We start from the raw sequence: 25,444 nt of genomic DNA on the forward strand, positions 1-25,444 counted from the left end.
TTATGACCTATATAATCTAATTTAACGAATAAATTCCGTATGTTCGAGCATGTTTTTTAACCATACTAACTTTTGATGATTAAATGCACAAATGTCAAAACGACAATCTGCTGTCTCGATACTTTCTTGGTGTTGGGCTAACCAACAGCTTGCTGCACGCCATAAACGACGCCGTTTAGGATAAGTAATCGAACTCATTGCATCACCAAACGATGTATTGCGTCGGAACCTAACTTCAACAAATACCCATGTCTGATGTTCTTGCATAATAAGATCAATTTCGCCACAGGGATATCGGACATTAGTAGCAATTAATTTTAATCCCTGTTTTTTTAGGTATTTTAATGCTTTTTTTTCATAGTACAGCCCTAAAAAATAAGGACTTTTAGGGAATATCATCCATGAATTCCTTGTTTAAAGCACCGTTCATTTATTTATAAACAAACCGCCTGAAAAGGCGGTTTGTTCTATAGTACATAGCGTAATTATTGTTCTACCGGCTCTATTTTCCCTTGTTTAAATTGCATCCAAGGTAGTTGTCGGTAAATCGTGCAGTTATCTTCAACACGCAATGAACCTGAAATACCATTAAAACGTAATGTTCCTTTGGTCAGATCATTGTAATTGTTTGCTAAAGACCATGCATCAATTCCCATTGCATACAGTCTCATTAATGAGTAATCGTTCGCAAATTTACTGGATGCCTTTTGCATTAATGGCAAATTAGCACCAGTCATTAATGGGATATCACTAAACTGAATACCATCCATTTCCATACGAAAATCAGGGCCAGTTCCCCCTTGATTACTACGCGAGCTCACATAAATAGGTGGGCGTTTTTTCGTACTAATCGCCATATCAATCATTGGCTTAATCAAGGTTAATTCATCGCTGGTGGCAATAATATAGACAGAATCAATAGCACCATCTGTTGATGGAAGAGATTGGCTGTCTAATGGTAATGGTGCATTTTCTGTTGGCAACACTGGTGTTCCTGTCATGCGAATACCAACACCACGGTTAATCGATGATTTCAGTGTTCCAAGCGAGCCAAAGCTTTGTTGTAAAACTGTACCACCACCGGTGCGTTGCCATTCATCTGCAAAAGTTTGCGCCATTCTCTGACCAAATTTATTGCTAGGAACAATAATTAATGGATTAGATTTTTGTTGTTGACGTAAATGCTGTGCCGCATTACGTGTTTCATCTTCTGGCGAAAGCGAGAAGAAACAAACTGTGGTCGCAGCAGGTACTGTATCTAATTCATTTAATGCTAAAACCGGAATACCACTTTGCAGCTCAATGGTTTTCATCACTTCAGGCTTTAATAGCGGGCCAACAATTAAATTAGCCCCATCTTATTGCACTTTTTTCAAAAGTACATCAATGGGTTGGCTATTTGTGTCATACACAATGACTTGGCGGCTATTTTGGGCAATAGGATCAAGTTGAACGGTATAGTTGGCTTCAATAGCTTCAGTTTCTTTATTTTGGCTAGTTTCGCTATTTTCTGTTGGTTCTTTGGTTGAGTCTGTATCGGCTGATGGCGTTTCAGCATTGTTGATACCTAACTCTTCTAAGATTGACGCAAGGCTATCTTCTTTAGGTTCAGCTTTTGTTTCTGGCATTGCTGGAGGCTGTGGTAAACCGCTTTGAGCATCAAGAAAACCTTGTTGAATTGCTTCACCAAAAACTTTAGCTTGCCCTGTTAATGGCAGTAATAATGCAATTTGACTACTGGTGCTAACAGAAGGCTGTGAAAGACGTAACAATGCCGCAGGAAGTGTTAATGCCGCTGGATTGCGAGGGTAACGAGTTTGCCATTCACGAACTGCTTTAGAAAGTTTATCTGCATCTTCTCGGTTATATTCATAAGTATTGAGTAAGTCTAACCAGCCTTGCAGAATATTTTCATCAGCTTTAATGACCACAGCTTGACGTTGCTCTGGTGTCAATTTTGTCAGTGTTAACCAAGTATCATCGATATTTTGCTGATGAAGTGTAGGATCAGTTATCAGTGGTTCTAATCCAATATAGGCGCGGATAACATCTAAAGATGCCTGGCCTTGAGAATCCTCGATGACTTTCTGTAGCTGACGCATCTCTAATTCTGCTTTTCTCACAGGATCAAGAGGTTGTTCTTGTTGCCCCGTAAGGGTACAACCTGACATAATCAGGGCAGAAAGTATCGCAGTATAGGATAAACCTGTTTTAAAACGCACAAAAATTGAGGAAAGCATACTGTACCCAGTGATGTTTTATAATTATGCTCAATTTTAAATCGGTCATTCGGAATAAACAATGAATCAACCTAATCGAGCAGCGGTAACGACATCCACACTGTACATAGTACCCACACCTATTGGTAATCTGGGCGATATCACCCAGCGGGCACTTGATGTGCTGTCTCATGTCGATTTAATTGCTGCAGAAGATACCCGTCATACTGGGCTCTTATTACAGCACTTTGCCATTAACGCACGTTTGTTTGCGTTACATGATCATAATGAACAGCAAAAAGCAGATCAATTAATTAGCAAATTGCAACAAGGGCTAAGTATCGCATTAGTCTCTGATGCAGGTACACCATTAATTAATGATCCTGGCTATCATTTAGTCAACCAGTGCCGCAAAAACGGTATAAATGTAGTGCCATTACCTGGAGCTTGTGCTGCTGTAACCGCATTATCAGCTGCGGGCCTTCCTTCTGATCGCTTCTGTTACGAAGGTTTTTTACCAGCAAAAACGAAAAGCCGCCAAGATTGCTTACGCGATTTAATGGAAGAGCCTCGTACCCTTATTTTTTACGAATCAACCCACAGGTTGTTAGACAGTTTAGCGGATATGGTGACCGTTTGGGGTGAAAATCGCTATGTAGTATTAGCGAGAGAGCTTACAAAAACATGGGAAACTATTCAAGGTATGCCAGTAGGAGAGTTACTTAACTGGGTACTGGAAGATGAAAACCGTCGTAAAGGTGAAATGGTGCTGATTGTTGAAGGTTATCAAAAAACCGAAAACGACCAATTTGCACCAGAAGTACTGCGTACTTTAGCTATTTTACAAAAAGAGTTGCCACTAAAGAAAGCGGCGGCTGTTACTGCTGAAATTTATGGTGTGAAGAAAAATGCACTCTATAAACATGTTATTGAGCAAAACGGTGAAGCTCAAAACGAGGAGTAAGATTTTTTAGTCTCTTGTACTATACATTATCAAGGAAAGTCCTTATAATCCGCCCCCTGAGTTGACTAGACAACCGCTGCTTTATCGTTGTCCCTTCGGGGGAGACGGATAGAGGGGAGGAAAGTCCGGGCTCCACAGGGCAGGGTGCCAGATAACGTCTGGGAGGCGCGAGCCTACGACAAGTGCAGCAGAGAGTAAACCGCCGATGGCCTGTTTACAGGATCAGGTAAGGGTGAAAGGGTGCGGTAAGAGCGCACCGCACAGCTGGTAACAGTTTGTGGCAAGGTAAACTCCACCCGGAGCAAGACCAAATAGGGGTTCTTATGGTGCGGCCCGCATTGAACCCGGGTAGGTTGCTGGAGCCAGCGCGCAAGTTCTGGCCTAGATGAATGGTTGTCCACGACAGAACCCGGCTTAACGGTCAACTCACCTCATTAAAAACCCTCAAAGCACAATGTGTTTTGAGGGTTTTCTTTTTTTAAGCCGTTATGAAATGATATCAATAAATAATCCACGAAAAGATCCTTGTTGGCAGTAAAGTGTAATGGTATCGCTTTCTTGTATAAAAGCCGCATCACCACACTGAATTTGCCCTTCCTCTTGTGATGAGGTATGTAAATTAACGCCACCTTTTATTGATTGTAAATAACCTTTTTGTCCTTTTATTGGCAGTGTAATTTCATCACCAAATTGCAAGTTGATGTGATATAGCCAAATATTTTGTCTTAACATCAAACTATTATTATCCCCAGTAGGGGATGCTAATAGTTGATATTTTGCCTGCTTATCTAATACTAATTTTTGAGTTGCTAAGCTCTCTTGTTGAGGGCATGCATTTAACCAAAGCTGAATTCGAGTAAGTGGCGTATCTAAACTACTATTTTTTTCGATATAGGTTTCGGTGTTATGAGGTGAAATAAGTAAGCACTCATTTTCTTTTGCCGTTACTGTGCGCCCCATATTATCAAGATAAGTTGCTTCACCTCTGAGTATTAAATTAACCACATCAACATGAGGATAGGTTTTTGCTTTAAATTCAGAATTAGGTGCAAGTACTTCTTGGTTTAGCACTCGCAGCGTGCCGTAGTCTAAATAATGAGGATCAAAATAGTGGCCAAAAGAGAATGTGTAGCGAGCTTGTAGCCAGCCATAATCCGCTTTGCCACACTGTTGTGCTGTTCTGTATTTTATCATAGCGGTACATTTCTATTAAATAATCAATAATATCATCATAGAGATATGGACTGCGCATTGTTAGCAAGTTAATCTGGTGCCTATAATCAAATTATTTGATAGAGATAAGTACAATGAGTAAAGACAAAGCAATTACGTTGGAATCTTTACGAGTAATGGATGCCATTGATCGTAGAGGGAGTTTTGCAGCTGCTGCTGATGAACTGAGTCGCGTTCCTTCAGCGCTCAGTTATACCATGCAAAAGTTAGAAGAAGATTTAGATGTTGTTCTTTTTGACCGCTCAGGGCATAGAACAAAATTTACCAATGTAGGCAGAATGTTGCTTGATAGAGGGCGGATCTTATTAGAGGCGGCAGATAAACTGACTTCTGATGCTGAAGCTTTAGCCAGAGGTTGGGAACCGCATATCACTATTGTTTGTGAAGCATTAACACCGGCCTCTCGACTGTTCCCATTAGTTGAAAAATTAGCTGAAAAATCAAATACTCAACTTTCATTAGTCACTGAAGTATTAGCGGGGGCATGGGAAAGTTTAGAAAGTGGTAAATGTGATATTGTCATCTCACCTGATATGCATTTTCGCACTTCGTCAGAAATTAATTTTCGTCCGCTTTACAACACGGTTAGTGTTTATGTAGCAAGCCCTGATCACCCTATTCATGATGAACCGGAACCACTGGCAGAAGAAACTCGCTTAAAATATCGTGGAATTGCAATAGCAGATACCGCAAGAGAACGTCCGGTATTAACGGTTTTATTATTAGATAAACAGCGACGTTTAACTGTCAGCTCTATTGAAGATAAACGCCGAGCATTAATTGCGGGATTAGGTGTTGCCACAATGCCTTATGATTTAATTGAAGACGATATTAAAGCGGGACGATTACGTGTTGTCGGTCCTGAATATCATCATGAAAATAACATTATTATGGCGTGGCGAAGAGACAGTATGGGTGAAGCTAAATCGTGGTGTTTACGTGAAATTCCTAAACTCTTTGCAAATGACAAAAAATAGTGATGAGCAATAAGAAAATCTTTATGTTTTATTTGTGAAGCATAAAAAAAGATCCCCTAAGGGATCTTTTTCTTTTTATCCGCTGGTGAGATTACCAGTTTTTATTTAAAACGCGATCTAAGCTCCATTTACCTGGGCCGGTTACGACGAAGAGCAAATATCCACCTGCGATAGTTAAGTTTTTCATAAACATTAACTGATTCATACCTTCAGCAAAATTACTATGGAATAGTAAAGCCGTTAAAATAGTAAATACGCTGGTAAAGATAGCTGTAGTACGAGTTAAAAAACCGAACAAGATTGCAAGACCACCGCCTAATTCTAGTAAGATAGTTAACGGTAATAAGAAGCCGGGAACACCCATTGCTTGCATATATTGTTGTGTACCTTCATAAGCTTCAATTTTTCCGTAGCCTGCGCTAATAAATAAAATAGGCATTAAAATACGGGCAATTAATAAGGCAATGTCTTCAAATTTTTTCATGTTGTTTATTCCTAATTAAACTCTATATATTCGCAATGTATATCGATTTGTATTGTATTTTCGGCGGCTATTTTTCTATTTTTAGATTTAATAACCACAGCTAGGTTGTGAGGTATACAATAGTGTTAATTGATAAATTAGGATATTAAGAAGAATTAACATTCTTAAACAAAAAAATTGATGTTCAATCTGAGGTTTTTTTGAAGGACTTTTGAATGGTACGAATTAGGCCAATTGCACCAAGAGTACGTCTTCCTAACTGTATGATTTTACTTGAGTGTTTTATGCTATAAAGAGAAACAAGACTGGCACCAATTAATAATGCTGGTTTTAAAGAAATCAATATTCGCCATGCTTTATCATAAGGTTCTGTCACGTCCAGCCATACTTGGGTACTTTGCCCTAAATCAGAGCGCTGCTGCTGAATTTTATTCAACAACAGCTTTTTGCGTCTTGCTAATATGCTGTTTTTACTTGGTTTGCTCATCATGATATTGCTCCAAAAGGCGCTTATCTAATTCAAGTTGCTGACGAGTATCGCCTAATAAAGTGGAATTACGTGACTTTTTCAATGTCATGAGCGCCCCAATTAAGGCACCAATAAGCAGTACAGCAGTTGTAATTGCTAAAGCATAAATTCGATATTCTGGATCAATGACCCAAAAGATAAGAATAAGTAGGCTCATTAAGCCAAATGCAGTAAGCAAAAGGGTTATTCCAGCCATTAAAATAAGCTGGATTAGTGTGGTTTTTTCTTCTTCTAATTCAACCGCAATTAAGCTTAAGCGAGTTTCTATCATTCCAATAACGATAGTGCCTATGCGGCTTATAGAAGTCAGAACCCCTGATGCGGGGCCCTGTGGTCGTTGAGATTCACTCATGGTGTATTAACGTTTAGCGAGTAAAACACCAAGAACAACACCCACTGCAGCACCGATACCAATACCTGTCCATGGATTTTCACGCACATAGTTATCAGCTTTACCAGCCATTTCTTTGGTGTTATCGACTAACTCACGCCCAGCATCACTGAGTTTTGCACGAGAACCTTTTAATGCAGACTCTGCTTTTTCTCGTAAGCTTTGTAACTCTTCTTTGGATTTATCAGTTGAGGAGTTCAGTACTTCTTCTAGAGTATCAGCAAGAGATTTCAATTCACTACGCAGGTCTTCACTTGAACGTTGATGAGACATATGCAACTCCTTAATAGAAATGTGATGGTATATTTATAACCATAGACCACTATTGTACATTTATAAAATAAAATAGTGACTTATTTCGATATAATAGAGAAAAATCTTAATGCGAAAGTTACGGTAGAAATCATTTATGTAGATTGTGAAGAGATAATATAAGCAGACGTACAATGAAAACAAAAATAACAGCCTGTTCTATAAAATAAAACAGGCTGGTTATGTTTTTATATTTTATCTACTGTGTGATTAATAATGGGTAAATTAGTAAAAGAATAAGTAAAACTCTCTAAAGTTTACTCTGCTTTCCTTTCTTTTTAATTACCACCCAAATGCTGCCAATTAAGCCCATCACTAATAAGAAAACAGGCAACAACATAAGAATATTCATCAAATGATGCTCATATTGGCGAAATAGCGGGCTATTGCCTAATAGATAACCAAGGCTTGTTAATATACCCACCCATAAAAAACCACTTAACCAATTAAAGATCTGAAAGCGTGTATTGTTTAATCCAGCAAGACCCGCGATAGTAGGTAATAGCGTTCTTACAAAGGCTAAAAAACGACCCACTAATAATGCTGCTAAACCGTGGCGGTGAAAAAGTCCATGAGCACGTTGGTGATAATGTTCTGGTAAATGTGATAGCCAACTTTGTACTAATCTGGTATTTCCCAACCACCGTCCTTGAAGATAACCTAACCAGCAACCCAGACTGGCTCCTGCGGTAAGAATAAGTAAGGTTAATGGAAAATCCATTGTTCCCTTAGCAATCAACACACCCACTAAAATTAATAAGCTATCTCCTGGTAAGAAAGCAGCGGGTAATACTCCGTTTTCTAGGAATAGTATGGTGAATAATAATATATAGATAATCCATATTAATGACGGATTAGCGAGGGTTTCGTAATCTTGGTGCCAAAGCGCCAAAAACAGCTCTCTTACGATTTCCATATAAAAGGCTTCCTAAAACTGAGTCATTTGGGGGTAAATATAAAACCAAGGGGTGGTGTAACACCCTTTACCCGTTTTCCACATCGTAGGGTCTATTTTTAATTGTTTAAAACAGAAACACTCTAACAAAATCAGTAAAAACTAGACAGAAAATTTTTTCATCATTTCTTTATACAACCTATTCATTGGTATTGAATATTTAGAAATAGACACTCATTCTCTTTTTGAGTTCAGGATACATTATTTTAAATAGCTAACCTTAAGATTATGAAATAACGAAATGGTGTAAATCATTTCGTTATTTAAATGAATGGATAACGAAGATTTGGCTAAATCAGAGAATGAAAATAAAAAATTTTCTCAGTTTTAAACTCAGTTCACTGGCTTATTTTTTGTTCTTTTATACCTATTGATGTTAGTTATTATGTTAATAAAAAATATCTTCAAATAGTATTTTAAGTAAATCAGATAATTAGTAGTAAAAATACCAATTGATGGAATGTTAGATAACTTACTGATAATAATAATTTCTTTCATTTGCGGATGGTATGTTAAAAAGAACAAAACCCTATTATGATCACATATATGTTATTTTATTGTTAACAATAACGGTTAATACTGTATATTTTGCATAATCAGCTTTTCAGCACGCTTCAATTCCTTATACTGGCAATGCAAACACACATATTGCTTTTTTAAATATTATTTTAAGTAATGGAATAACTATGGATAAACAACAATCCAGAGTCTTCAGCCTGTTTTTTCAGGGGAGCCTCGTCAAACAAATACTTGTCGGTTTAGTTGCAGGGATCTTACTCGCTTGGTTAGCTCCTGATATTGCTAAGATGATGAGTTTATTAGGTAGCTTATTTATTAGCGCATTGAAAGCTGTTGCCCCTATCCTTGTTTGGGTACTGGTTATGGCGTCAATAGCCAATCATCGTCAAGGGCAAAAATTAAATATACGTCCTGTGCTAGTACTATATCTTTTGGCAACCTTCTTTGCTGCATTAACAGCGGTAGTAGCAAGTTTTATGTTTCCATCTGTTTTAACGTTGGTAGTGAATGAATCACAATTGACACCACCTGAAAATATAGCTGAAGTACTAAAAGGCGTATTAATTAATGTGGTAGCTAACCCTGTAGATGCTTTAATTAACGGTAACTATATGGGTATTTTGGCATGGTCTATCGGTTTAGGTATCACATTACGCCATGCTAATGATAATACTAAAGTGCTTGTTCAAGATTTAGCTGATGCGGTGACTAACCTAGTGCGAGTGGTTATTCGCTTAGCACCTATTGGGATCTTTGGTTTAGTTTCATCAACTATTGCAACAACAGGCTTTGAAGTTTTAGCTGGATATGCTCAAGTTCTGGTTGTATTGATTGGTTGTATGTTCTTCGTTGCATTAGTTGTTAACCCAGTAATCGTATTTTGGAAAATCCGCAGCAATCCTTATCCATTGGTTTTTGCTTGCTTACGTGAAAGTGGTGTTACTGCATTCTTTACGCGTAGTTCAGCCGCAAATATTCCTGTGAATATGGCGATGTGTCGTCGTATGAATTTAGACGAAGACACTTATTCAGTTTCGATTCCACTTGGTGCAACCATTAATATGGGTGGTGCTGCAATCACCATTACTATTTTAACATTAGCGGCAGTTAATACTCTGGGGATGCCAGTTGATTTACCTACAGCGCTGTTATTAAGTTTAGTCGCGGCAATTTGTGCATGTGGTGCATCCGGAGTTGCTGGTGGTTCTTTACTGTTAATTCCATTGGCATGTAGCATGTTTGGTATCAGCAACGATGTTGCAATGCAAGTTGTTGCTGTAGGTGTGATGATTGGTGTGTTACAAGATTCAGCGGAAACAGCACTTAACTCATCAACAGACGTCCTTTTTACCGCTGCGGCATGTATTGCTGAAGATAATCGTATTGTCGATAATCCATTAACAGAAAAAAATGATGGGTAAAAATAAGTAGAAGTAAAAAGAAAAAGGGTAGACAGGAAAGCAGTAAAAATAATAATTAATAAAAAACGAGAACCCCACATTGTTTTGCAATGTGGGGTTTCTTTTGCAGCGAGCTTAGCTAATTAAATAGCAATAGCTAGTTCAGTACCTTGTCGAATTGCTCGTCTTGCATCTAATGCGCTGGCATCTTTTGCGCCACCAATCAGATGTACCTTTCTTTGTGCTGTTTCTAAAACAGAAAGCAGTGGGTGATAAGCCCGTTGTCCAGTACATAAAATAATAGTGTCAGCAGGAATAAGTTGTTGTTTCCCTTCATGTTCAACAAGTAAGCCTTCATTGGTTATTTTTCGATATTGGCAATGGGTGATAAATTTCACGCCTTTTTTCTGTAGTGTTAAGCGGTGTATCCAGCCTGTGGTTTTTCCTAGACTTAGGCCTATTTTTCCTTCTTTACGCTGCGTCATAACTATATTTTTGCGTGCTTCATGTGAAGGTTTTTCTGGTGTTAATCCTCCACGATAAGAAAGTGTCGGATCAATTCCCCATTCTTTATTAAAGGCACATGGACTTAAGCTACTACATTGCCCTTTTTGGCTAAGATATAATCCAGTATCAAAACCTATACCACCGCTTCCAATAATAATGACGTTATCACCCGTTGACTGATGAGATTTAAGTACATCAAGATAGGTTTTTACTAACGGCTTATCTCTGCCCTCAATATCAGGGAGATGAGGAATAACACCACTGGCTAAGATAATTTCATCAAAATTTTCAAGATGATTAAGTGTTGCTTCAGTATTATTTTTAACGATAACACCAGTTAATTGAAGTTGACGTTTGAAGTAACGTAAGGTTTCTTGAAACTCCTCTTTACCCGGTATTTGGCTTGCTATTTTTAGCTGTCCACCAATTTTTTCTTCTTTTTCAAACAGAGTGACATGGTGTCCCCGTTGTGTTGCTGTAATAGCAAAAGCAAGTCCTGCGGGGCCTGCACCAACAACGGCAAGTTTTTTCGGTTGTGTGGTTGGAATAATTAAAAGCTCAGTTTCTCGACATGCAAAAGGATTGACTAAACAAGAGGCAACTTTCCCTGAGAATATTTGGTCAAGACAGGCTTGATTGCAGGCAATACAGGTATTTATCTCATCTTCTCTTCCTTGCTGTACTTTTAATATAAATTCAGCATCTGCAAGGAAAGGGCGAGCCATAGATACCATATCGGCACAGCCTTCAGCTAAAATAGCTTCAGCTACTTGTGGTGTATTAATACGATTGGAGGTAATGAGTGGAATATTGAGCTTTCCCATTAATTGCTTGGTGACATTAGCAAATTGCCCTCTTGGTACCATTGTTGCGATAGTTGGAATTCGTGCTTCATGCCAACCAATCCCCGTATTAATTATGGTTGCCCCTGCTTTTTCTACTGCTTTTGCTAGATAAAGTACTTCAGTTGCATCAGCGCCTTCTTTAATTAAATCCAACATAGAAAGGCGGTAAATAATAATAAATTTTTCATCTACAGCTTGTTTTACACCTTCAAGAATACGCAGTGCAAAACGACAACGATTTTCTATATTGCCACCCCATTGATCGCTTCGTTGATTAGTATGACTAACTAAAAACTGATTAATTAAATAACCTTCAGATCCCATGATTTCAACGCCATCGTAGCCCGCTTGTTGTGCTAATTGGGCACAACGAATGTAATCATCAATAGTTTGTTCAATTTGTTCATGGCTCATTGCTTGAGGCATAAAAGGTGTTATTGGGGATTGAATAGCACTGGGTGCAACAAGTTTTGGTTGATAGCTATAGCGACCAGTATGCAAAATCTGCAGGGCAATTTTTCCCCCATGACGATGCACCGCTTCCGTCACTATTTTATGCGTAGCGAGCTGTTGTTCTGAAACCAGTGTCGCCGCGTGAGGTAATAAAACCCCTTGGGTATTTGGTGATATGCCACCAGTAACAATTAAGGCAACACCCGCGGCAGCGCGTTGAGCATAAAACTGTGCAAGTTTAGGTGCATCTTTTGGATCTTCTTCTAAGCCTGTGTGCATAGAGCCCATAAGTACGCGATTTTTAAGTACAGTAAACCCCAAATCAAGGGGTGCAAACAGATGAGGATAGTGTGCCATCAGATACCTTTCTTGTACTGGTCAGATGAGATATCTATAGCATAACGAGAACTTTGCGATTAAGAGTTCATTATGTTAATAAGTTGTGATCTTAATCATGGAAAAGGTGAATTGTGGATTGCTAATAGATAATAATCTAAGTAACCGATTAATCAGAACAAAGAATGATAATGAAAATCACACTTATTCATAAATTTTCATCATATAATGGTTAATACCTATTATTACGTATTTATAACACACATCAATTCCTTGATTTTGGAGAATCTATGATTAATAAATTTAATCAGCTCGTTAACCATCCTGACTTAGGTAAGTTTATATTACGTGTTTCTCTTGGTGTTTTAATGTTGCTGCATGGGATCCATAAAATGGAGCCCGGTGGATTAGCTGGTATTCAAGGTATGTTGGCGAGCTTTAATCTACCTGCTTTTATTGCTTACGGTACTGTAATTGGCGAGGTTGTTGCTCCTATCTTGTTGATAATTGGTCTATTTACACGTTTTTCAGCTTTTGTATTAGCAGGCACAATGTTTGTTGCGGTACTAATGGTTCATTCTGGCGATTTATTTGCTTTAAATCCTAAAACGGGTGGATGGGCACCTGAAAGTGCAGGGTTTTATTTATTTGCCGCCATTGCCGTGATGTTTTTAGGTAGTGGTCGCTTCGCCGTACGAAAAGATTAATATTATTAATAATCAATAAAATTGAATTAGTTTATTATAACTTAGTTAAATTAGATGAATAAACGCCCAGTTCACAGAATGACTGGGCGTTTTTTATAGAGATTAAAACAACTTGTTAAAAAAGAGTCGGTTATCTTTATTTTTGGTTGGCGGGTGTCAATTTAAATACTTTCTCATTTTCACCTAACCATTGGCGAGCAACTTGGTTAATGTCGTTTACACTTAGCGCTTTGATTACCGTAGGATCCGTTAATAAACGCTGATATTGCTGATCATCGGTTGCCACTTGTGCCAGCGCATCAGTCCAATAACTCGCGCTGTCATTAACTTGTGAGTTTTCTGTTAGCCACATATTTTTCGCTTCTTGTAACTCTTTATCTGTAATACCTGATTGTTTTATTTCACTGACGACCTTGCGAGCAAGCGCGATAAGTTCATCAGCACGCTCTGGTGAGGCAGTAAAGTTTAAACGGCCGGTATAGTAGCTAGTTGGCACTTTGGTTAACATTTCAGAAAAGCTAAGGGAGTAAATTCCACCTGCACGTTCGCGCAGATTTAAACGTAGACGTTGACTAACAACCGTATCAAGCAAATTAAGTGCTAACACTTGCTGTTGTGACCATTGCGCAGGCGCGGCATATTGAATGCTGATCATACTCTTATCGCTACTTGCGATAGGGTAGGTTTTGCTAAATGAGGTGAGTTTCGGGTTAATGGCAGGATCAGCCCAGAAAAGACGTTGTGATGAACGTAGCGGAAGGCTTGCAATCCAGCGTTCGATTAATGGCTTCACTTGGTTAAGATTTACAGGTCCACTGATAACCAAAGTCATATCAGCAGGTTGTCCTAAAATCATTTGGTTGGTTTGTTGTAGTTGTTGGGCAGTAAATTGATTCCAAGCGCCTTGAGGCGAGACGACTAAGCGTTCACCATTTTGGTAACTCTCTTTATTAATGTTATCTAAGAAAGTGCGCTCTACAGGCGTTTTAGAAAGACCTAGTGCCATCGCTTGTTTTTGTTGCTCTAATTTTTCCCCATTAAATTGTGGCGCGGTAATTTTTAGATGCATCAATGTGAGCAAGGTTTCTAATTCATCAATCGGTGCTTCACCACGAAAACCGTGAAATAACAGTTCGCTATAAGGACGTAAACTAATTTGATGCTGCTTAGTAAAGAGTGATAACTCTCTGGCATTGTAATTACCATACCCACTGACCTCTGGTAATTTTAACGCCCATTGCACCATACCTAAGCTCTGTTTTGTCTCTAGTGAAGTCCCTCCTGGAATTCGTAGCGAAACCTGAATATTATCTGTGAGATAATTATCATTTTTTACAATCACTTTAACGTTGTTACTCAGTGTCCACTCTTGAGTTTTTTCTATCGGTAATGATTGAATTGAAACAATAGATCCTGTTAATTCAGGGGTGATATCTAAGGTAACGGCTTGTGTTTTTAAATTGAATGCACCGGGATTTGATTGCCTAATTTCTTGCCAGCGTTGTGTTGCTTGTGTGGCATTAAATAGAGCCGAATCATTGTCTGGGCCAATAACAGCAACACGTGGAGACGCTTGTTTCAGATATTGAGCAAAGTAATCTGCCAGCGTTTCTGGGGTAACTTTATTGATTAATTGATAGCTTAAATTCAGCATCTGCTTTTTAGTTTGAATAGGCATGTCTAATTCAATAGCAGTGGTGATTTGATTGGCTAAATAATCATGTTCATAGCGCTCTTCACCCGCAGCTTGCTGACTTAAACGTTTTAACATCGCATTACGTGCGTTATCTAACTCTTCTTGAGAAACAGGCACAGAAGCTAAACGTTGAACTTCAGTAAATAAAATATCTAGCGCGCCTTGATAATCGCTACCTTTTGGATGAGCAATCATTAGTTGTTGTGAACGGCGTGGATCTAGCATTGCACCTTGGGTGTTAGCACTAACGGATGCAATTAAACCATTATCAACGATGGTTGAAAAACGTTGATTTAAAATAGATAACCATAGTGAATCCATTAAATCTTCATATTGGCCTTGGCGACTGTTTAATGGGGCAGGCAATGTGCGTTGCAAACTAAACTGTAAAATACGTGAGCCTTGCTCTTTATCGAAGATAGTTTTAACTAACAAATCTTTATGATCGATAAAGTTGTGCCATGACGGATCGTCAATACCTTTATTTTCACTGTTCTTAGCGTTAAATAGCTGTTTAATATCAGCAATAGCATCACCTTGGTTAAAATTACCCACCAACACTAACGCCATTCTTTCAGGTTGATACCATGTATCGTAATAGCGTTTAGCATCTTTCACATCACCTTGTTTTACGATATTAAGATCACCTATCGGATCACGAGAAAGATAGCGGCTACCGTAATAACGGAGTTCTTCTAATTGGCGATTAATACGAAAACCGATACCTTGGCGTAAACGCCACTCTTCAACAATAACCGGACGCTCTTTATCAAACTCGGCGGGATCAAACGTCATTTCAAAAGCCCAATCGGATAAGATTTTTAATCCCGTTTTAATTTGCACGGGATTTGCATTGGGCAGCGAAAGTTTATAGGTTGTCGCATTTAAACTGGTTGCGGCATTAACATGGCTACCTAGTTTCATACCTAAACTTTCTAATTGTTTAAAGCCAGTAGTGCCAGGAAAATGGGTTGTACCTTTAAATGCCATATGTTCAGTAAAATGAGAAAAACCAAGCTGTTTTTCATCTTCTTGTACTGAACCGCTTTTCACTAACAGACGCATCTCTACGCCAGTTTGTGCGCGTTGTAGTAAATAGACATCTAACCCATTATCGAGGGTAAAATGGCGAACATCAGGGCGCAGTGATAACGCATTATTATTTTGTTGAGAAGGCGCGCCAGCAGCGCACCCTAACAGTGAAAGACTGATAGAGATTATCAGTAGATTACGAGACATATTCGCTAACTCCAGCAGATTGAGAGGTGGATGCTGTTGGTGCTTTCAGTGAAATCACATTATCTGCAATTGCATGGGTGAATCGTTGGTGACTAACAAGTGCAATACCCGCATGAGGTAAGTGTTGTTTTAACCTTTGCAGCATCATGAGTGCATTTTGCTCATCAAGTGCTGATGTGGTTTCATCTAATAAAATTAAATCAGGTTTGTTGAGTAATAAACGCGCAAAAATAAGGCGTTGCTGTTCACCGCCAGATAATCGAGTCGTCCAATCTGTTTCAAGAGATAGCTGATTTTTGATCTTATCTAATCCCACCAATTGGAGTGCGTGTTGATACTCTTGTTGAGTAAACTGATTCGGCTGACAAGGATAAGCAAGTAAGCTATCTAAACGAGAATGGGGAAGATACATTCGTTGTGGGATCCAACTGATATTGGCTGAGCGTGCTATATCACCTTTAAAATAAGGCCAATGGCCGCTTAATGCTCTTAATAGTGTTGATTTACCTAAACCAGAGCAACCTTCAATCACTGCGAGCTCGCCTGCATTTACAGTGATATTGATATCTTTAATTAATAAGCTTTCATCTTGCATAAATAATGAAAGATTGGCTTTTAATCGCATTTTAGTGTCATTTAGCTCACTTACTTGTGGCTCATGATCATGTTCTAGTAACACCACAAAGTTATATAAACGAGTAACAGTGGCTTGCCATGCAGCAATCTCTTTATAAGAGAAAATAAACCAGCTTAATGCACCTGCAATACTGGCAAATGCTTGTCTTAATTGCATTAAACCACCTAGCATTAATTCGCCAGCTAGGAATTTTGGTAAGGCAAAAATAATCGGTGCCATTGCTGTTGCTTGTTGATAGCCCACAGTAAAAAATGACAAGTTTCTCTCATAACGAATAAGGCTATTCCAGTTACGAATAACCCCTAAAAAGCGGCCCATAAGTTCGTTGCGATCACTACTTTCACCACGCTGACCTGCAATTGCATCACCATGCTGTTTACGAGTGATAAGCGCTGTACGATAATCAGCCTCTTTACGTTGTTTATCCATATTGATTTTACGTAGTGGCGAACCAATAAGTTGCGTAACAGTAATACCAATAATGGTGTAAATGAGACAAGCCCAGAACATATAGCCGGGCACTGTCCATTCACTGCCACCTAATGAAAATGAAATGGCGCCTGATAAAGACCATAAAATGGTAGCAAAAGAGATAAGCGTGAGTAACGAGTGTAAAAAAGTTACTGTTAAACGCATTGTCGATTCAATGAGTAAACGAATATCTTCTGCAATACGTTGATCCGGGTTATCAGGCTCTTGAGAGGTTAATCTCAGCATATAGTGTTTACTGTTTTTAGATAACCAACGATTGAGGACTTGTTCTGTCATCCCTTCACGCCAGCGAATGATCATTTTTTGGCGTAAATAATCGCCCATAACGACCACAGTAATTAAACCGGCAATAATCAACACGAATTGCTGAAGAAGTTTATATAACGCTTGTCCATCGAGTTGCTGTAATGCGTTATAGAAGCTTCCATTCCATTCATTCATTTTGACGTTAAACCACACAGATGAAAGGGTTAACGTGAGTGATACAATCAACAGAAACCAGCAGGAAAGGGCGGCACGCCGCCCCCAAAAAGGTGAAACTAAATAGAAAAATTGTTTTATTGTTTTCATTGCTTATTGGTCATATTTTTATTGTTTATCGACTTGGTTGCTCACATTAACTTCGTCAATTTATTAATAGTCGTAATTCACCATTAGCCAGAATTGGCGGCCTGGTTCATAAGATTTGTACTCTATATTCTGATAGGTTAAGTGATCAGCAACGTTCTTGGTGTTTAGTACGTTGTTCACTTCAACTGAAATCCCTACACCGTAAGCAAATTCAGGTTTCCAGCTTGCTTTGGTATCCCAAGTAAAGCGACTGCTAAATTTTTGTTTTTTATAGGCATAAACATAACCTTCTGAGGTGTTAACAGGGGCACCGTTATTGGTTTTTTCTGCTTGTGTACGCCAGCTATTCCATTGTAAGCGGTTATACCAAGTTACATTCCAATCATCCCAAACACTGGTAAGTTCAGCCGTTACTTTAAATGGTGAGTTAAAATTGCCAGATGGTAAGTCTTTGGCGTTAATTAGCTGTCCGTTATACAACACTTTGTTGTAATTAACGTTTTGTGTATTAGGATCGAATTGAGCGTAACCTGAGTCTTTTGGCGTGTTGGTTTTACTTTGTTGCCAGCTTAATGAGGCATCAAAAATATGGTATGCATCTGCTAATTCCCAAGGTTGGGTATTTTTAACAGATAAAGTCACGGTATCGTGAGAACTGCGTCCTCGGTTGTTAAATTCACGAATGTTCAGTGCTTCAGGGGTGTTTGCATCAGGATATTTGGTATCACTACGAACTTCGTCACGACCTTCACGATGAACATACTGTAAGCGCCATGTTGTAGATGCAATTTCTTGCTGTAACCCTAAGGTAATTTCATCGTTATAAGGTGTTTTTAATGAATCCACTCCATCAAAGTCAGTTCGATTAAACCAAGCATTATCCGAGCAATCCATATAGCAATGTTGTAAGCCCGCATTTTGTGCACCATAAAGTGCATAGGTAAGCATTGAACGGCCGTAATAGCGGTTAACACCACCAATAGCTAATGTTTTGCCTGTTCCCCAAATATCATAAGTTCCGCTGAGTCGTGGTGAGATATTATTTTTTTGAACAAAATCATCACGATCTAAACGTACACCAGGACGCAAGGTTAAACGCTTATATTGAATATTATCATCAAGATAAATAGAGTAATTGGTGTAAGTTGCATCATGGGTGCCTGAAAGATAACGAGTTGTTTGTGTTAACGAACCCATCCATTCATCGTTCCATGTAGAACCAGAATAGCTATAGCTGTAATAATCTTTATCACGAATATATGCGCCTTTAGTACGGCTGATTTCAAATCCTGTTGTCGGCTGGTGGCTCACTGCGCCCCATTCAACGGGATCAAAGCGCATTACACTTTTGGCGCTATAGGTTTTTTGAGTACTCTTCAGGTCGCCTTGACCACCACTGCTAATTTGCTCTGGATGTTGCCAATCGGTGTAGTCTTTTAGAATGATAAAATAGTTTTGATCGCTAGTACGTCTATCTTCTAAGTCTTGATAACTTGCTGTTAATTCTAATGTTCCTAAATCAAGTTTGTGCTTATAAAGCGCAGTAAAACTTAATCCGTTGTGTTCATTATCATAACCTGAGTTATAAACAGAACTTGAAAATAAATAACTATTATAACGGGCAATATTACTTGATAAATCAAAGGATTGTTTTTCTGAGATATTCCAAGAATATTTTAAAAAATAGTTGTCTGAGGTACGAGTTTGATCACGATAATGTGGTGTTTGCTCAATTTGTTCTAATTCGCCATCAGGAGTATGTATGATCCCACCTTCAGCACTCACCATCATCGGGATTGTTGATTCCCGACGAGATGCAGAAAAAATCAGCCCAGTGTTTTCCGTTAAACCTGTTTCAAACCAGCCACCAAAGTTTTGTTTATCGTATTTTTTCTGAAAACGAGCTGGGTTGCTGTAATCGTTATTAGCAGTATCAAAATTAAGTTTTGGATCGGTAAAAATGTTATTCCAGCTTGAGCGAGTGGTGCGGTAGTAAGCATTACCATGGGTTTCACCAGACCAACGACGGCTCTGAACTTCCACAGTACCGCCTGTAAAACCACCAAATTCAACCGGAATGTTGTTATCGTAAACCGTTACGCTGTCAATTAAGCGGCTATCAAGGTACATCCCTTGTTCATCACTAGAAATTTTAGTATTGGTTTCACCTAGACCTGAATTTGCTGGGTCAAAATCATTGTTAAAACTGACGCCATCAAGTTTGTAGGAGTTTTGGTAGCTACTCGAACCATGAATAGAAATACGAGAAGGTTTAATTTCACCCTGATTCATTGAAGTGCTGTCGTTATTTGAAAACTGCACTGCGGGGTTACTTTTTAGTAAATCAGTAACGTTACCATCACCCGTATTTCGTTGTTTTATCTCTTCCGCTGAGATGTATTGCGGCGCTGATACTACGTCAGTAGAAGGGTGATAAGTGCTACCCACTCCTGTGACCTGAACTTCAGGAATAATAATCGTGTTAGTCGTTGCTAAAGGACGAATAACAAATCCACTTCCTTGTGGAATAATTTCCATACCACTGCCGATCAAAACCTTTTGTAGCGCCGTTTGAGTATCAAACTGACCCGAAAGTGCTGGAGCACGTAGATTTTTAATTGCATTGGCATCAAATAAGATTTGCACTTGTCCTTGCTTGGCAATAGTGCTGAGTGAATCTGCCAAAGATTGTTCTGGCAAAGCCACAGAAACGGTAGATGCATAAGCGCAAGGCGCAACGATGGTGGTACTCATTAGCAATGCTAGTAAAGATCTCTGTAGGATCCTTTTTTTGTTATTCATACTCATTTTACCAATCCCATTCACTAACTTAATAATTGTTGTTATTAGAGAAGAGGGTGAAATGAGAATTATCCTCACCTGTAAAAAAGAATATTTTTCATTTTTCTTTTTACTTATTGATAATTAACGCATTATTTTTATCACTAAAAACAACGTTAACCGGCAATATCAGAGGAATTGCGGTAATAAAGCTTTTCGCGTCGTTAATATTAGCAACGCCAGAGACTTTCATTTTAGCAATTTCAGGTGAGGAAATTTGAATGTTAATATCAAGATAAGGCTTGAGTTTGGTGATGACTTCATAGAGAGGTTGTTCGAAGAAATGAAGTTGTCCAAAACGCCAACTACCAACAGAATTAATATTAACTGTGCTGATAGCCAACGTATCTCCTGCTGATTTACTTATTGCTTGAGAGCCTGCATATAAATAGGCTGGCGATGCTTTTTCAGCGGTTTTTACTTCGACAATACCTTCATGTACTGCGACATTAATTTGATTGTTTTGATATCGACTTACTTCAAATTCGGTACCAACGACTTTAATTTGACGGTTATCAGCATGAACATAAAATGGACGGTAAGGGTTTGATTTAACTTTAAAATAAGCTTGTCCTTTATCTAACCATAAACGGCGTTCTTGTTGAATATATGCCACTCTAACTTGTGTTTCTCTATCGAGAAAAACCTTTGAGCCATCTGCAAGCGTCATCTCTTTAGGTTGGCTGCTGGTGGCTAGCGTCATGTTATCCATCAATAATGCGGGTAAACGGCTATAGGGAAGATACAAAATGACGAGTAAACATAAAGTCGCTGTAGTATGAATAAAAGGGCGCCAAATTGAGTGTTTTCTTTTTTCAACTAAAGGAATTACGGGTCGTGATAAGGCTTCACAGCCACGCCAAACTTCAGCTATGGCTTGGTAAGCTTGTCGATGAGCATCATTTGCTATCCACTGTTTAAATTCTTGACGTTGCTGAGGCGTTAGTTTTTGACTGTGTTGGCGTGTAAACCAGAGTGCGGCTTGTTCATCAATTAAGTCATTGAGTAAATAATCATCAGAGCCTAAAGAAAGGGAGTCTGATACCTCATCTGTGTGAGATTTATTTTCCGGGATGGTATATTCCGGTTTACTCATCATTCGTGCGGTTCTCCTGTCCTGCATCGACATATCTTTTGCAATGTAATAGCGCAGCAGCAATATGTTTTTCAACCATACTGATTGAAATCTCCATTTGCTCAGCGATTTCGCTTTGGGATAATCCATCAAAACGATAAAGCACAAAAGCTTCTTTACGCCGAGGTGGCAAAGAGGCAATGGCTTCGCTAAGTAGTGTTAAACGTTGCTGATGTTCGAGTACATATCCGGGATCAAGTTCCGTTGTGTAATCTTGAATCGCATCGTCTAATTCATATTCATCCTGATAAATATTTTTCTGTTTTTGATTTTTTCTCCAATGGTCAATCAAGACATGATTGGCAATTTTAAATAGAAAAGCCCGCTGTTCTTGCACTGGGGTTTGTTCTTTTCGGTTTAGCCATAGTGTAAACACATCTTGAGACAAATCATCTGCATCATGGTAATTACCCGTACGTTTGTGGAAAAAACGTACAAGTTGTCCATAGGTCGATTGATAGGCACAACTAATTTTTTGTGCCAATGATTTATCGCTAGCCATAATCTCTGGTGTCTAAAAAAGAGTGAAATAATAAGCTCTTACTGCTTCTCATACGAACAAATAATGATAATTATCAAGCTAATTTTTTATGTGTTTATTAATAATAAGCAATATCATTTGTGTTTGTATTATGCCTATAATTAATTAGAAAGAAAATCAGGGGCGAGAATTATGAGTAGTATGTCGGCGACTTTTCCACGCCGTGGGTCTTTTTCTATTGGTGGTTTAACCGCGAGTATTTTGTTTCATGTAACGCTGGTGGTTGCCACAATTGGTTGGATAACCTCTAAAGATGAGCAGCATGGAATTTTACCACCAGCAATGACGATGAATCTTGGCGTGTACCAATTAGCACAAGCTGAGGTTAAAGAGCTACCTATTGGGCCAGAAAAAATGATGTCTGTTCCTGAGCCTGTAGAAACAGAACCAGAGCCAATAAAAGAAGTGCTTGATGTTCCTAAAATGCCTGTTGTTGAGCAGGGTACTTATGAGCGTATCCCAGAAAAACCAAAAGTAAAACCTGTGGTGAAGCCTAAACCTGTTGCGGTGAAAGTGCCAGATGATCTGCCGGTTTCTCAAGCACCATCAGAGACAACAAGTGCACCGATTTCAGGCTCTAGCTCTGCCAGTAGCGCTCAATTTAATAGCTTATCGTCGGTATCAGCAAGTGGACATATGGGATGGGAAAGTTTAGTGCATAGTCATCTTCAAATGTATCGACGTTATCCACCTGCCGCTTTACGCTTTAAGGCGACTGGGGTTACTCAACTTTCTATTTTGTTAAATGCAAAAGGAGAGTTATTGGATGTGAGTATACAAACGTCATCTGGCAATCGTATTTTAGATAAAGAAGCGCTAAATACCATAAAACGAGCATCGCCATTTCCTGCGCCAGAAAGTCACCGTTTAGTCAATGGAACTATTTCATTTACGGCTCCAGTGACTTTTGATTTAAAGCAGCAAAGTTGATAAGAAAATAATAAGTTATATAGATAATTAATAAGAGCGTAATAATAAAATTAAAATAAATAAAAATAGACAATTATTACGCTTAAATATATAAAACTAAAAAACCACCGTTACGGTGGTTTTTTAATTTTTCATTTTGTGTTCGTCGGTATCGCAATTTTTCAGAGTCGTTGGAAAGATTTTCGGCTCTTTTATTCCCATCAACGAATTAATACTACCAAATTAAAAAATATAAGTAACATTATTTTTAAATAGAATTCTTTTATAATAAAATATCCTCATCAATCTCATCAATATGTAAAGCATTGCTTTCAGATATATACATATACATCTCTTTTAATGTAAGTAAACTATCTTTTAATTTATATATCTCTGACTCTCGGGTTTTGGTGTTAATTTTTATTTTTTGAGATAGATAAATATCATTAGAGATATGTTTTGGTGACAATAAGATATTAATAACTAAATTATTTTTGTTTGTATTTTGTATTTTTTATTTTTTTATTTATTATCGATTGTCTTTTTTTTAATAAATGATTTGGCAATAAAAACGGAATATGTTTTTTTTATCATCAATGTGATCTCTAAATAAAGATATTATAACTTCATTTATGCCATTAAAAATCATATAACCTAATAATTTATTTGTGTAATAACTATAAGGTTAAAAGTAATGTTATTTCAATTTTTCAATTTTAAACATATTAATTAAATATCAAACTAATGAAATAAAAAAGCAGAGAATTATCTCTGCTTTTGATTATTAAAACAAATACATTAAGTTATGTATTTATTTAGTTATACGTTTGTACTTCATGCGACGAGGCTGAATAGCTTCGTTACCTAATGTACGTTTTTTGTATTCTTCGTATTCAGTAAAGTTACCTTCGAAGAATTCCACTTTGCCTTCATCTTGATAATCGATGATATGTGTAGCGATACGGTCAAGGAACCAACGGTCATGCGAGATAACCATTGCGCAACCAGGGAACTCTAACAGGGCGTTTTCTAACGCTCGTAAGGTTTCTACGTCGAGGTCGTTGGTTGGTTCATCGAGCAGTAACATGTTACCACCAACTTGAAGCAGTTTAGCAAGATGTAAACGACCACGTTCACCACCAGAAAGCTCGCCAACACGTTTACCTTGATCAATACCCTTAAAGTTAAAGCGACCGACATAAGCACGGCTTGGGATTTCAAAGTTACCAATACGCATAATATCTTGGCCTCCAGAAACTTCTTCCCACACTGTTTTGCTGTCATCCATGCTGTCACGGAACTGTTCAACAGCAGCTAATTTAACAGTATCACCAAGCGTTAATGTGCCTGAATCAGGTTGTTCTTGACCCGAGATCATGCGAAAGAGTGTTGATTTACCTGCACCATTAGGGCCGATAATACCAACAATAGCCCCTTTAGGGATAGAAAAACTCAAATCATCAATCAGAATACGATCACCGTAAGATTTAGTTAGATTGCTGATTTCTAATACTTTATCGCCTAAACGTGGTCCAGGTGGAATAAAGAGTTCGCTGGTTTCATTACGTTTTTGGTAATCCACGCTGTTAAGTTCTTCAAAGCGAGCAAGACGAGCCTTGCCTTTAGCTTGACGACCTTTAGGATTTTGACGGATCCACTCAAGTTCTTTTTGAATTGATTTATGGCGAGCGGCTTCAGTTGCTGCTTCTTGTTCAAGACGCGCATCTTTTTGCTCTAACCATGAAGAGTAGTTACCTTCCCATGGAATACCTTCACCACGGTCAAGCTCTAAAATCCAACCCGCTACGTTATCAAGGAAGTAACGGTCGTGGGTTATTGCTACAACGGTACCTTCATAGTCATGTAAGAAACGTTCTAACCAAGCGACAGATTCAGCATCTAAGTGGTTGGTTGGTTCGTCTAATAACAGCATATCTGGTTTTTCTAATAGAAGACGACAGATAGCAACACGACGACGTTCACCACCAGACAGTTTCTCGATTTTTGCATCCCATTCAGGTAAACGTAGCGCTTCTGCGGCACGCTCTAATTGGTTCTCGAGGTTGTGACCATCATGAGATTGAATAATCGCTTCTAACTGGCCTTGTTCTTTCGCTAATTTATCAAAATCAGCATCAGGATCAGCATAAGCTGCATAAACTTCATCAAGGCGGTTTAATGCGTTTTTCAGTTCGCTTACTGCTTCTTCAACGGCTTCACGCACTGTGTGTTCAGGGTTTAATTTTGGTTCTTGTGGTAAGTAACCAATTTTAATACCTGGCTGTGGGCGTGCTTCACCTTCGATATCTGTATCGATACCCGCCATAATGCGCAGTAGTGTTGATTTACCCGCACCATTAAGACCAAGCACACCAATTTTCGCGCCCGGGAAGAAGCTGAGTGAAATGTTTTTAAGAATATGTCGCTTAGGTGGGACAACTTTCCCGACACGCAACATACTATAAACGTATTGAGCCACTATAATTACCCTTTGATTATAAAAGAGATTTTATCTAAAGTGCCATTTTTCATGGTTAAACACAAAGCATTGTA

At 38.4% G+C, this 25,444-nt stretch carries 21 protein-coding genes and 1 other RNA gene; 6 read left to right on the forward strand and 16 right to left on the reverse strand.

Annotated elements, in window-relative coordinates; genetic code table 11:
* Window positions 1–21 precede the first annotated feature (21 nt).
* The 3 genes from M997_RS04485 to M997_RS17915 form a co-directional block, all read right to left on the reverse strand.
* Window positions 22–399: a YraN family protein gene (locus tag M997_RS04485; protein WP_064718914.1), complete on the reverse strand. Its 378-nt coding sequence runs from the start codon at window positions 397–399 to the stop codon at window positions 22–24.
* An 86-nt stretch (window positions 400–485) separates the two neighbouring features.
* A complete protein-coding gene (locus tag M997_RS17910; RefSeq protein ID WP_275658111.1) occupies window positions 486–1,343 on the reverse strand; it encodes a penicillin-binding protein activator in 858 nt (285 codons plus the stop codon).
* A 15-nt stretch (window positions 1,344–1,358) separates the two neighbouring features.
* Window positions 1,359–2,240: a penicillin-binding protein activator gene (locus M997_RS17915; RefSeq protein ID WP_239994680.1), complete on the reverse strand. Its 882-nt coding sequence runs from the start codon at window positions 2,238–2,240 to the stop codon at window positions 1,359–1,361.
* A 61-nt stretch (window positions 2,241–2,301) separates the two neighbouring features.
* Between M997_RS17915 and rsmI the strand changes: the two genes are divergently transcribed.
* Together rsmI and rnpB are read left to right on the forward strand one after the other, a co-directional pair.
* A complete protein-coding gene (gene rsmI / locus M997_RS04495) occupies window positions 2,302–3,183 on the forward strand; it encodes a 16S rRNA (cytidine(1402)-2'-O)-methyltransferase (RefSeq protein WP_064718915.1) in 882 nt (293 codons plus the stop codon).
* Window positions 3,184–3,240: 57 nt separating this feature from the next.
* Window positions 3,241–3,616: RNase P RNA component class A (gene rnpB / locus M997_RS04500), an RNA gene on the forward strand.
* Between the two features lie 53 nt (window positions 3,617–3,669).
* Here the strand turns inward: rnpB and M997_RS04505 are convergent.
* The gene (locus tag M997_RS04505; protein ID WP_064718916.1) at window positions 3,670–4,377 is read right to left on the reverse strand and encodes a pirin family protein; all 708 of its coding nucleotides are present in this window, start codon (window positions 4,375–4,377) and stop codon (window positions 3,670–3,672) included.
* 113 nt (window positions 4,378–4,490) lie between these two features.
* Between M997_RS04505 and M997_RS04510 the strand changes: the two genes are divergently transcribed.
* A complete protein-coding gene (locus M997_RS04510) occupies window positions 4,491–5,393 on the forward strand; it encodes a LysR family transcriptional regulator (RefSeq protein WP_064718917.1) in 903 nt (300 codons plus the stop codon).
* 91 nt (window positions 5,394–5,484) lie between these two features.
* Here M997_RS04510 and M997_RS04515 read toward each other — a convergent pair whose 3' ends face one another.
* The 5 genes from M997_RS04515 to M997_RS04535 all read right to left on the reverse strand — a co-directional run bounded on the left by M997_RS04515 (window position 5,485) and on the right by M997_RS04535 (window position 8,025).
* Window positions 5,485–5,877: a DoxX family protein gene (locus M997_RS04515; RefSeq protein WP_064718918.1), complete on the reverse strand. Its 393-nt coding sequence runs from the start codon at window positions 5,875–5,877 to the stop codon at window positions 5,485–5,487.
* 184 nt (window positions 5,878–6,061) lie between these two features.
* The gene (locus tag M997_RS04520) at window positions 6,062–6,367 is read right to left on the reverse strand and encodes a YqjK-like family protein (RefSeq protein WP_239994679.1); all 306 of its coding nucleotides are present in this window, start codon (window positions 6,365–6,367) and stop codon (window positions 6,062–6,064) included.
* Window positions 6,348–6,758 carry a phage holin family protein gene (locus tag M997_RS04525; protein WP_064718919.1) on the reverse strand — a complete coding sequence of 137 codons (411 nt, stop codon included), beginning with the start codon at window positions 6,756–6,758 and terminating at the stop codon, window positions 6,348–6,350. Before M997_RS04525 ends, M997_RS04520 begins: the two co-directional genes overlap by 20 nt.
* Window positions 6,759–6,764: 6 nt before the next feature.
* Complete coding sequence (locus tag M997_RS04530; RefSeq protein ID WP_064718920.1) at window positions 6,765–7,070, reverse strand: ElaB/YgaM/YqjD family protein; 306 nt, start codon at window positions 7,068–7,070, stop codon at window positions 6,765–6,767.
* Between the two features lie 289 nt (window positions 7,071–7,359).
* The gene (locus M997_RS04535) at window positions 7,360–8,025 is read right to left on the reverse strand and encodes a DedA family protein (RefSeq protein ID WP_064718921.1); all 666 of its coding nucleotides are present in this window, start codon (window positions 8,023–8,025) and stop codon (window positions 7,360–7,362) included.
* 725 nt (window positions 8,026–8,750) lie between these two features.
* Here M997_RS04535 and sstT point away from each other — a divergent pair.
* Window positions 8,751–10,004, forward strand: coding sequence for a serine/threonine transporter SstT (sstT, locus tag M997_RS04540; RefSeq protein WP_064718922.1), 1,254 nt, complete (start codon window positions 8,751–8,753; stop codon window positions 10,002–10,004).
* Window positions 10,005–10,126: 122 nt separating this feature from the next.
* On the opposite strand, the gene M997_RS04545 is transcribed toward sstT, so the two are convergent.
* Window positions 10,127–12,145: an NADPH-dependent 2,4-dienoyl-CoA reductase gene (locus tag M997_RS04545; RefSeq protein WP_064718923.1), complete on the reverse strand. Its 2,019-nt coding sequence runs from the start codon at window positions 12,143–12,145 to the stop codon at window positions 10,127–10,129.
* A gap of 269 nt (window positions 12,146–12,414) precedes the next feature.
* Here M997_RS04545 and M997_RS04550 point away from each other — a divergent pair, with 269 nt between their 5' ends.
* Window positions 12,415–12,831, forward strand: coding sequence for a DoxX family protein (locus tag M997_RS04550; RefSeq protein ID WP_064718924.1), 417 nt, complete (start codon window positions 12,415–12,417; stop codon window positions 12,829–12,831).
* 136 nt (window positions 12,832–12,967) lie between these two features.
* On the opposite strand, the gene M997_RS04555 is transcribed toward M997_RS04550, so the two are convergent.
* From M997_RS04555 to M997_RS04575, 5 genes are all read right to left on the reverse strand, one after another.
* Entirely contained in the window at window positions 12,968–15,766 is a 2,799-nt protein-coding gene (locus M997_RS04555) for a M16 family metallopeptidase (protein WP_064718925.1), read from the reverse strand.
* Complete coding sequence (locus M997_RS04560; protein WP_064718926.1) at window positions 15,756–17,465, reverse strand: ABC transporter ATP-binding protein/permease; 1,710 nt, start codon at window positions 17,463–17,465, stop codon at window positions 15,756–15,758. The genes M997_RS04555 and M997_RS04560 overlap by 11 nt, the downstream gene beginning before the upstream one ends.
* A 63-nt stretch (window positions 17,466–17,528) precedes the next feature.
* Window positions 17,529–20,273, reverse strand: a complete 2,745-nt coding sequence (locus M997_RS04565; RefSeq protein WP_064718927.1) for a TonB-dependent receptor — start codon at window positions 20,271–20,273, stop codon at window positions 17,529–17,531.
* Window positions 20,274–20,376: 103 nt separating this feature from the next.
* Window positions 20,377–21,405, reverse strand: a complete 1,029-nt coding sequence (locus M997_RS04570) for a FecR family protein (protein ID WP_064718928.1) — start codon at window positions 21,403–21,405, stop codon at window positions 20,377–20,379.
* The gene (locus M997_RS04575; RefSeq protein WP_064718929.1) at window positions 21,395–21,943 is read right to left on the reverse strand and encodes an RNA polymerase sigma factor; all 549 of its coding nucleotides are present in this window, start codon (window positions 21,941–21,943) and stop codon (window positions 21,395–21,397) included. The genes M997_RS04570 and M997_RS04575 overlap by 11 nt, the downstream gene beginning before the upstream one ends.
* A gap of 171 nt (window positions 21,944–22,114) precedes the next feature.
* Here M997_RS04575 and M997_RS04580 point away from each other — a divergent pair, with 171 nt between their 5' ends.
* Window positions 22,115–22,912 (forward strand): energy transducer TonB, encoded by a 798-nt coding sequence (locus M997_RS04580; protein WP_064718930.1) that lies wholly within the window; start codon window positions 22,115–22,117, stop codon window positions 22,910–22,912.
* Between the two features lie 790 nt (window positions 22,913–23,702).
* On the opposite strand, the gene ettA is transcribed toward M997_RS04580, so the two are convergent.
* Window positions 23,703–25,370 carry an energy-dependent translational throttle protein EttA gene (gene ettA, locus M997_RS04585; RefSeq protein WP_064718931.1) on the reverse strand — a complete coding sequence of 556 codons (1,668 nt, stop codon included), beginning with the start codon at window positions 25,368–25,370 and terminating at the stop codon, window positions 23,703–23,705.
* Between the last annotated feature and the right edge of the window lie 74 nt (window positions 25,371–25,444).

Origin of the sequence: Proteus hauseri ATCC 700826 (assembly GCF_001654965.1) — a bacterium.
GTDB classification, from domain to species: domain Bacteria; phylum Pseudomonadota; class Gammaproteobacteria; order Enterobacterales; family Enterobacteriaceae; genus Proteus; species Proteus hauseri.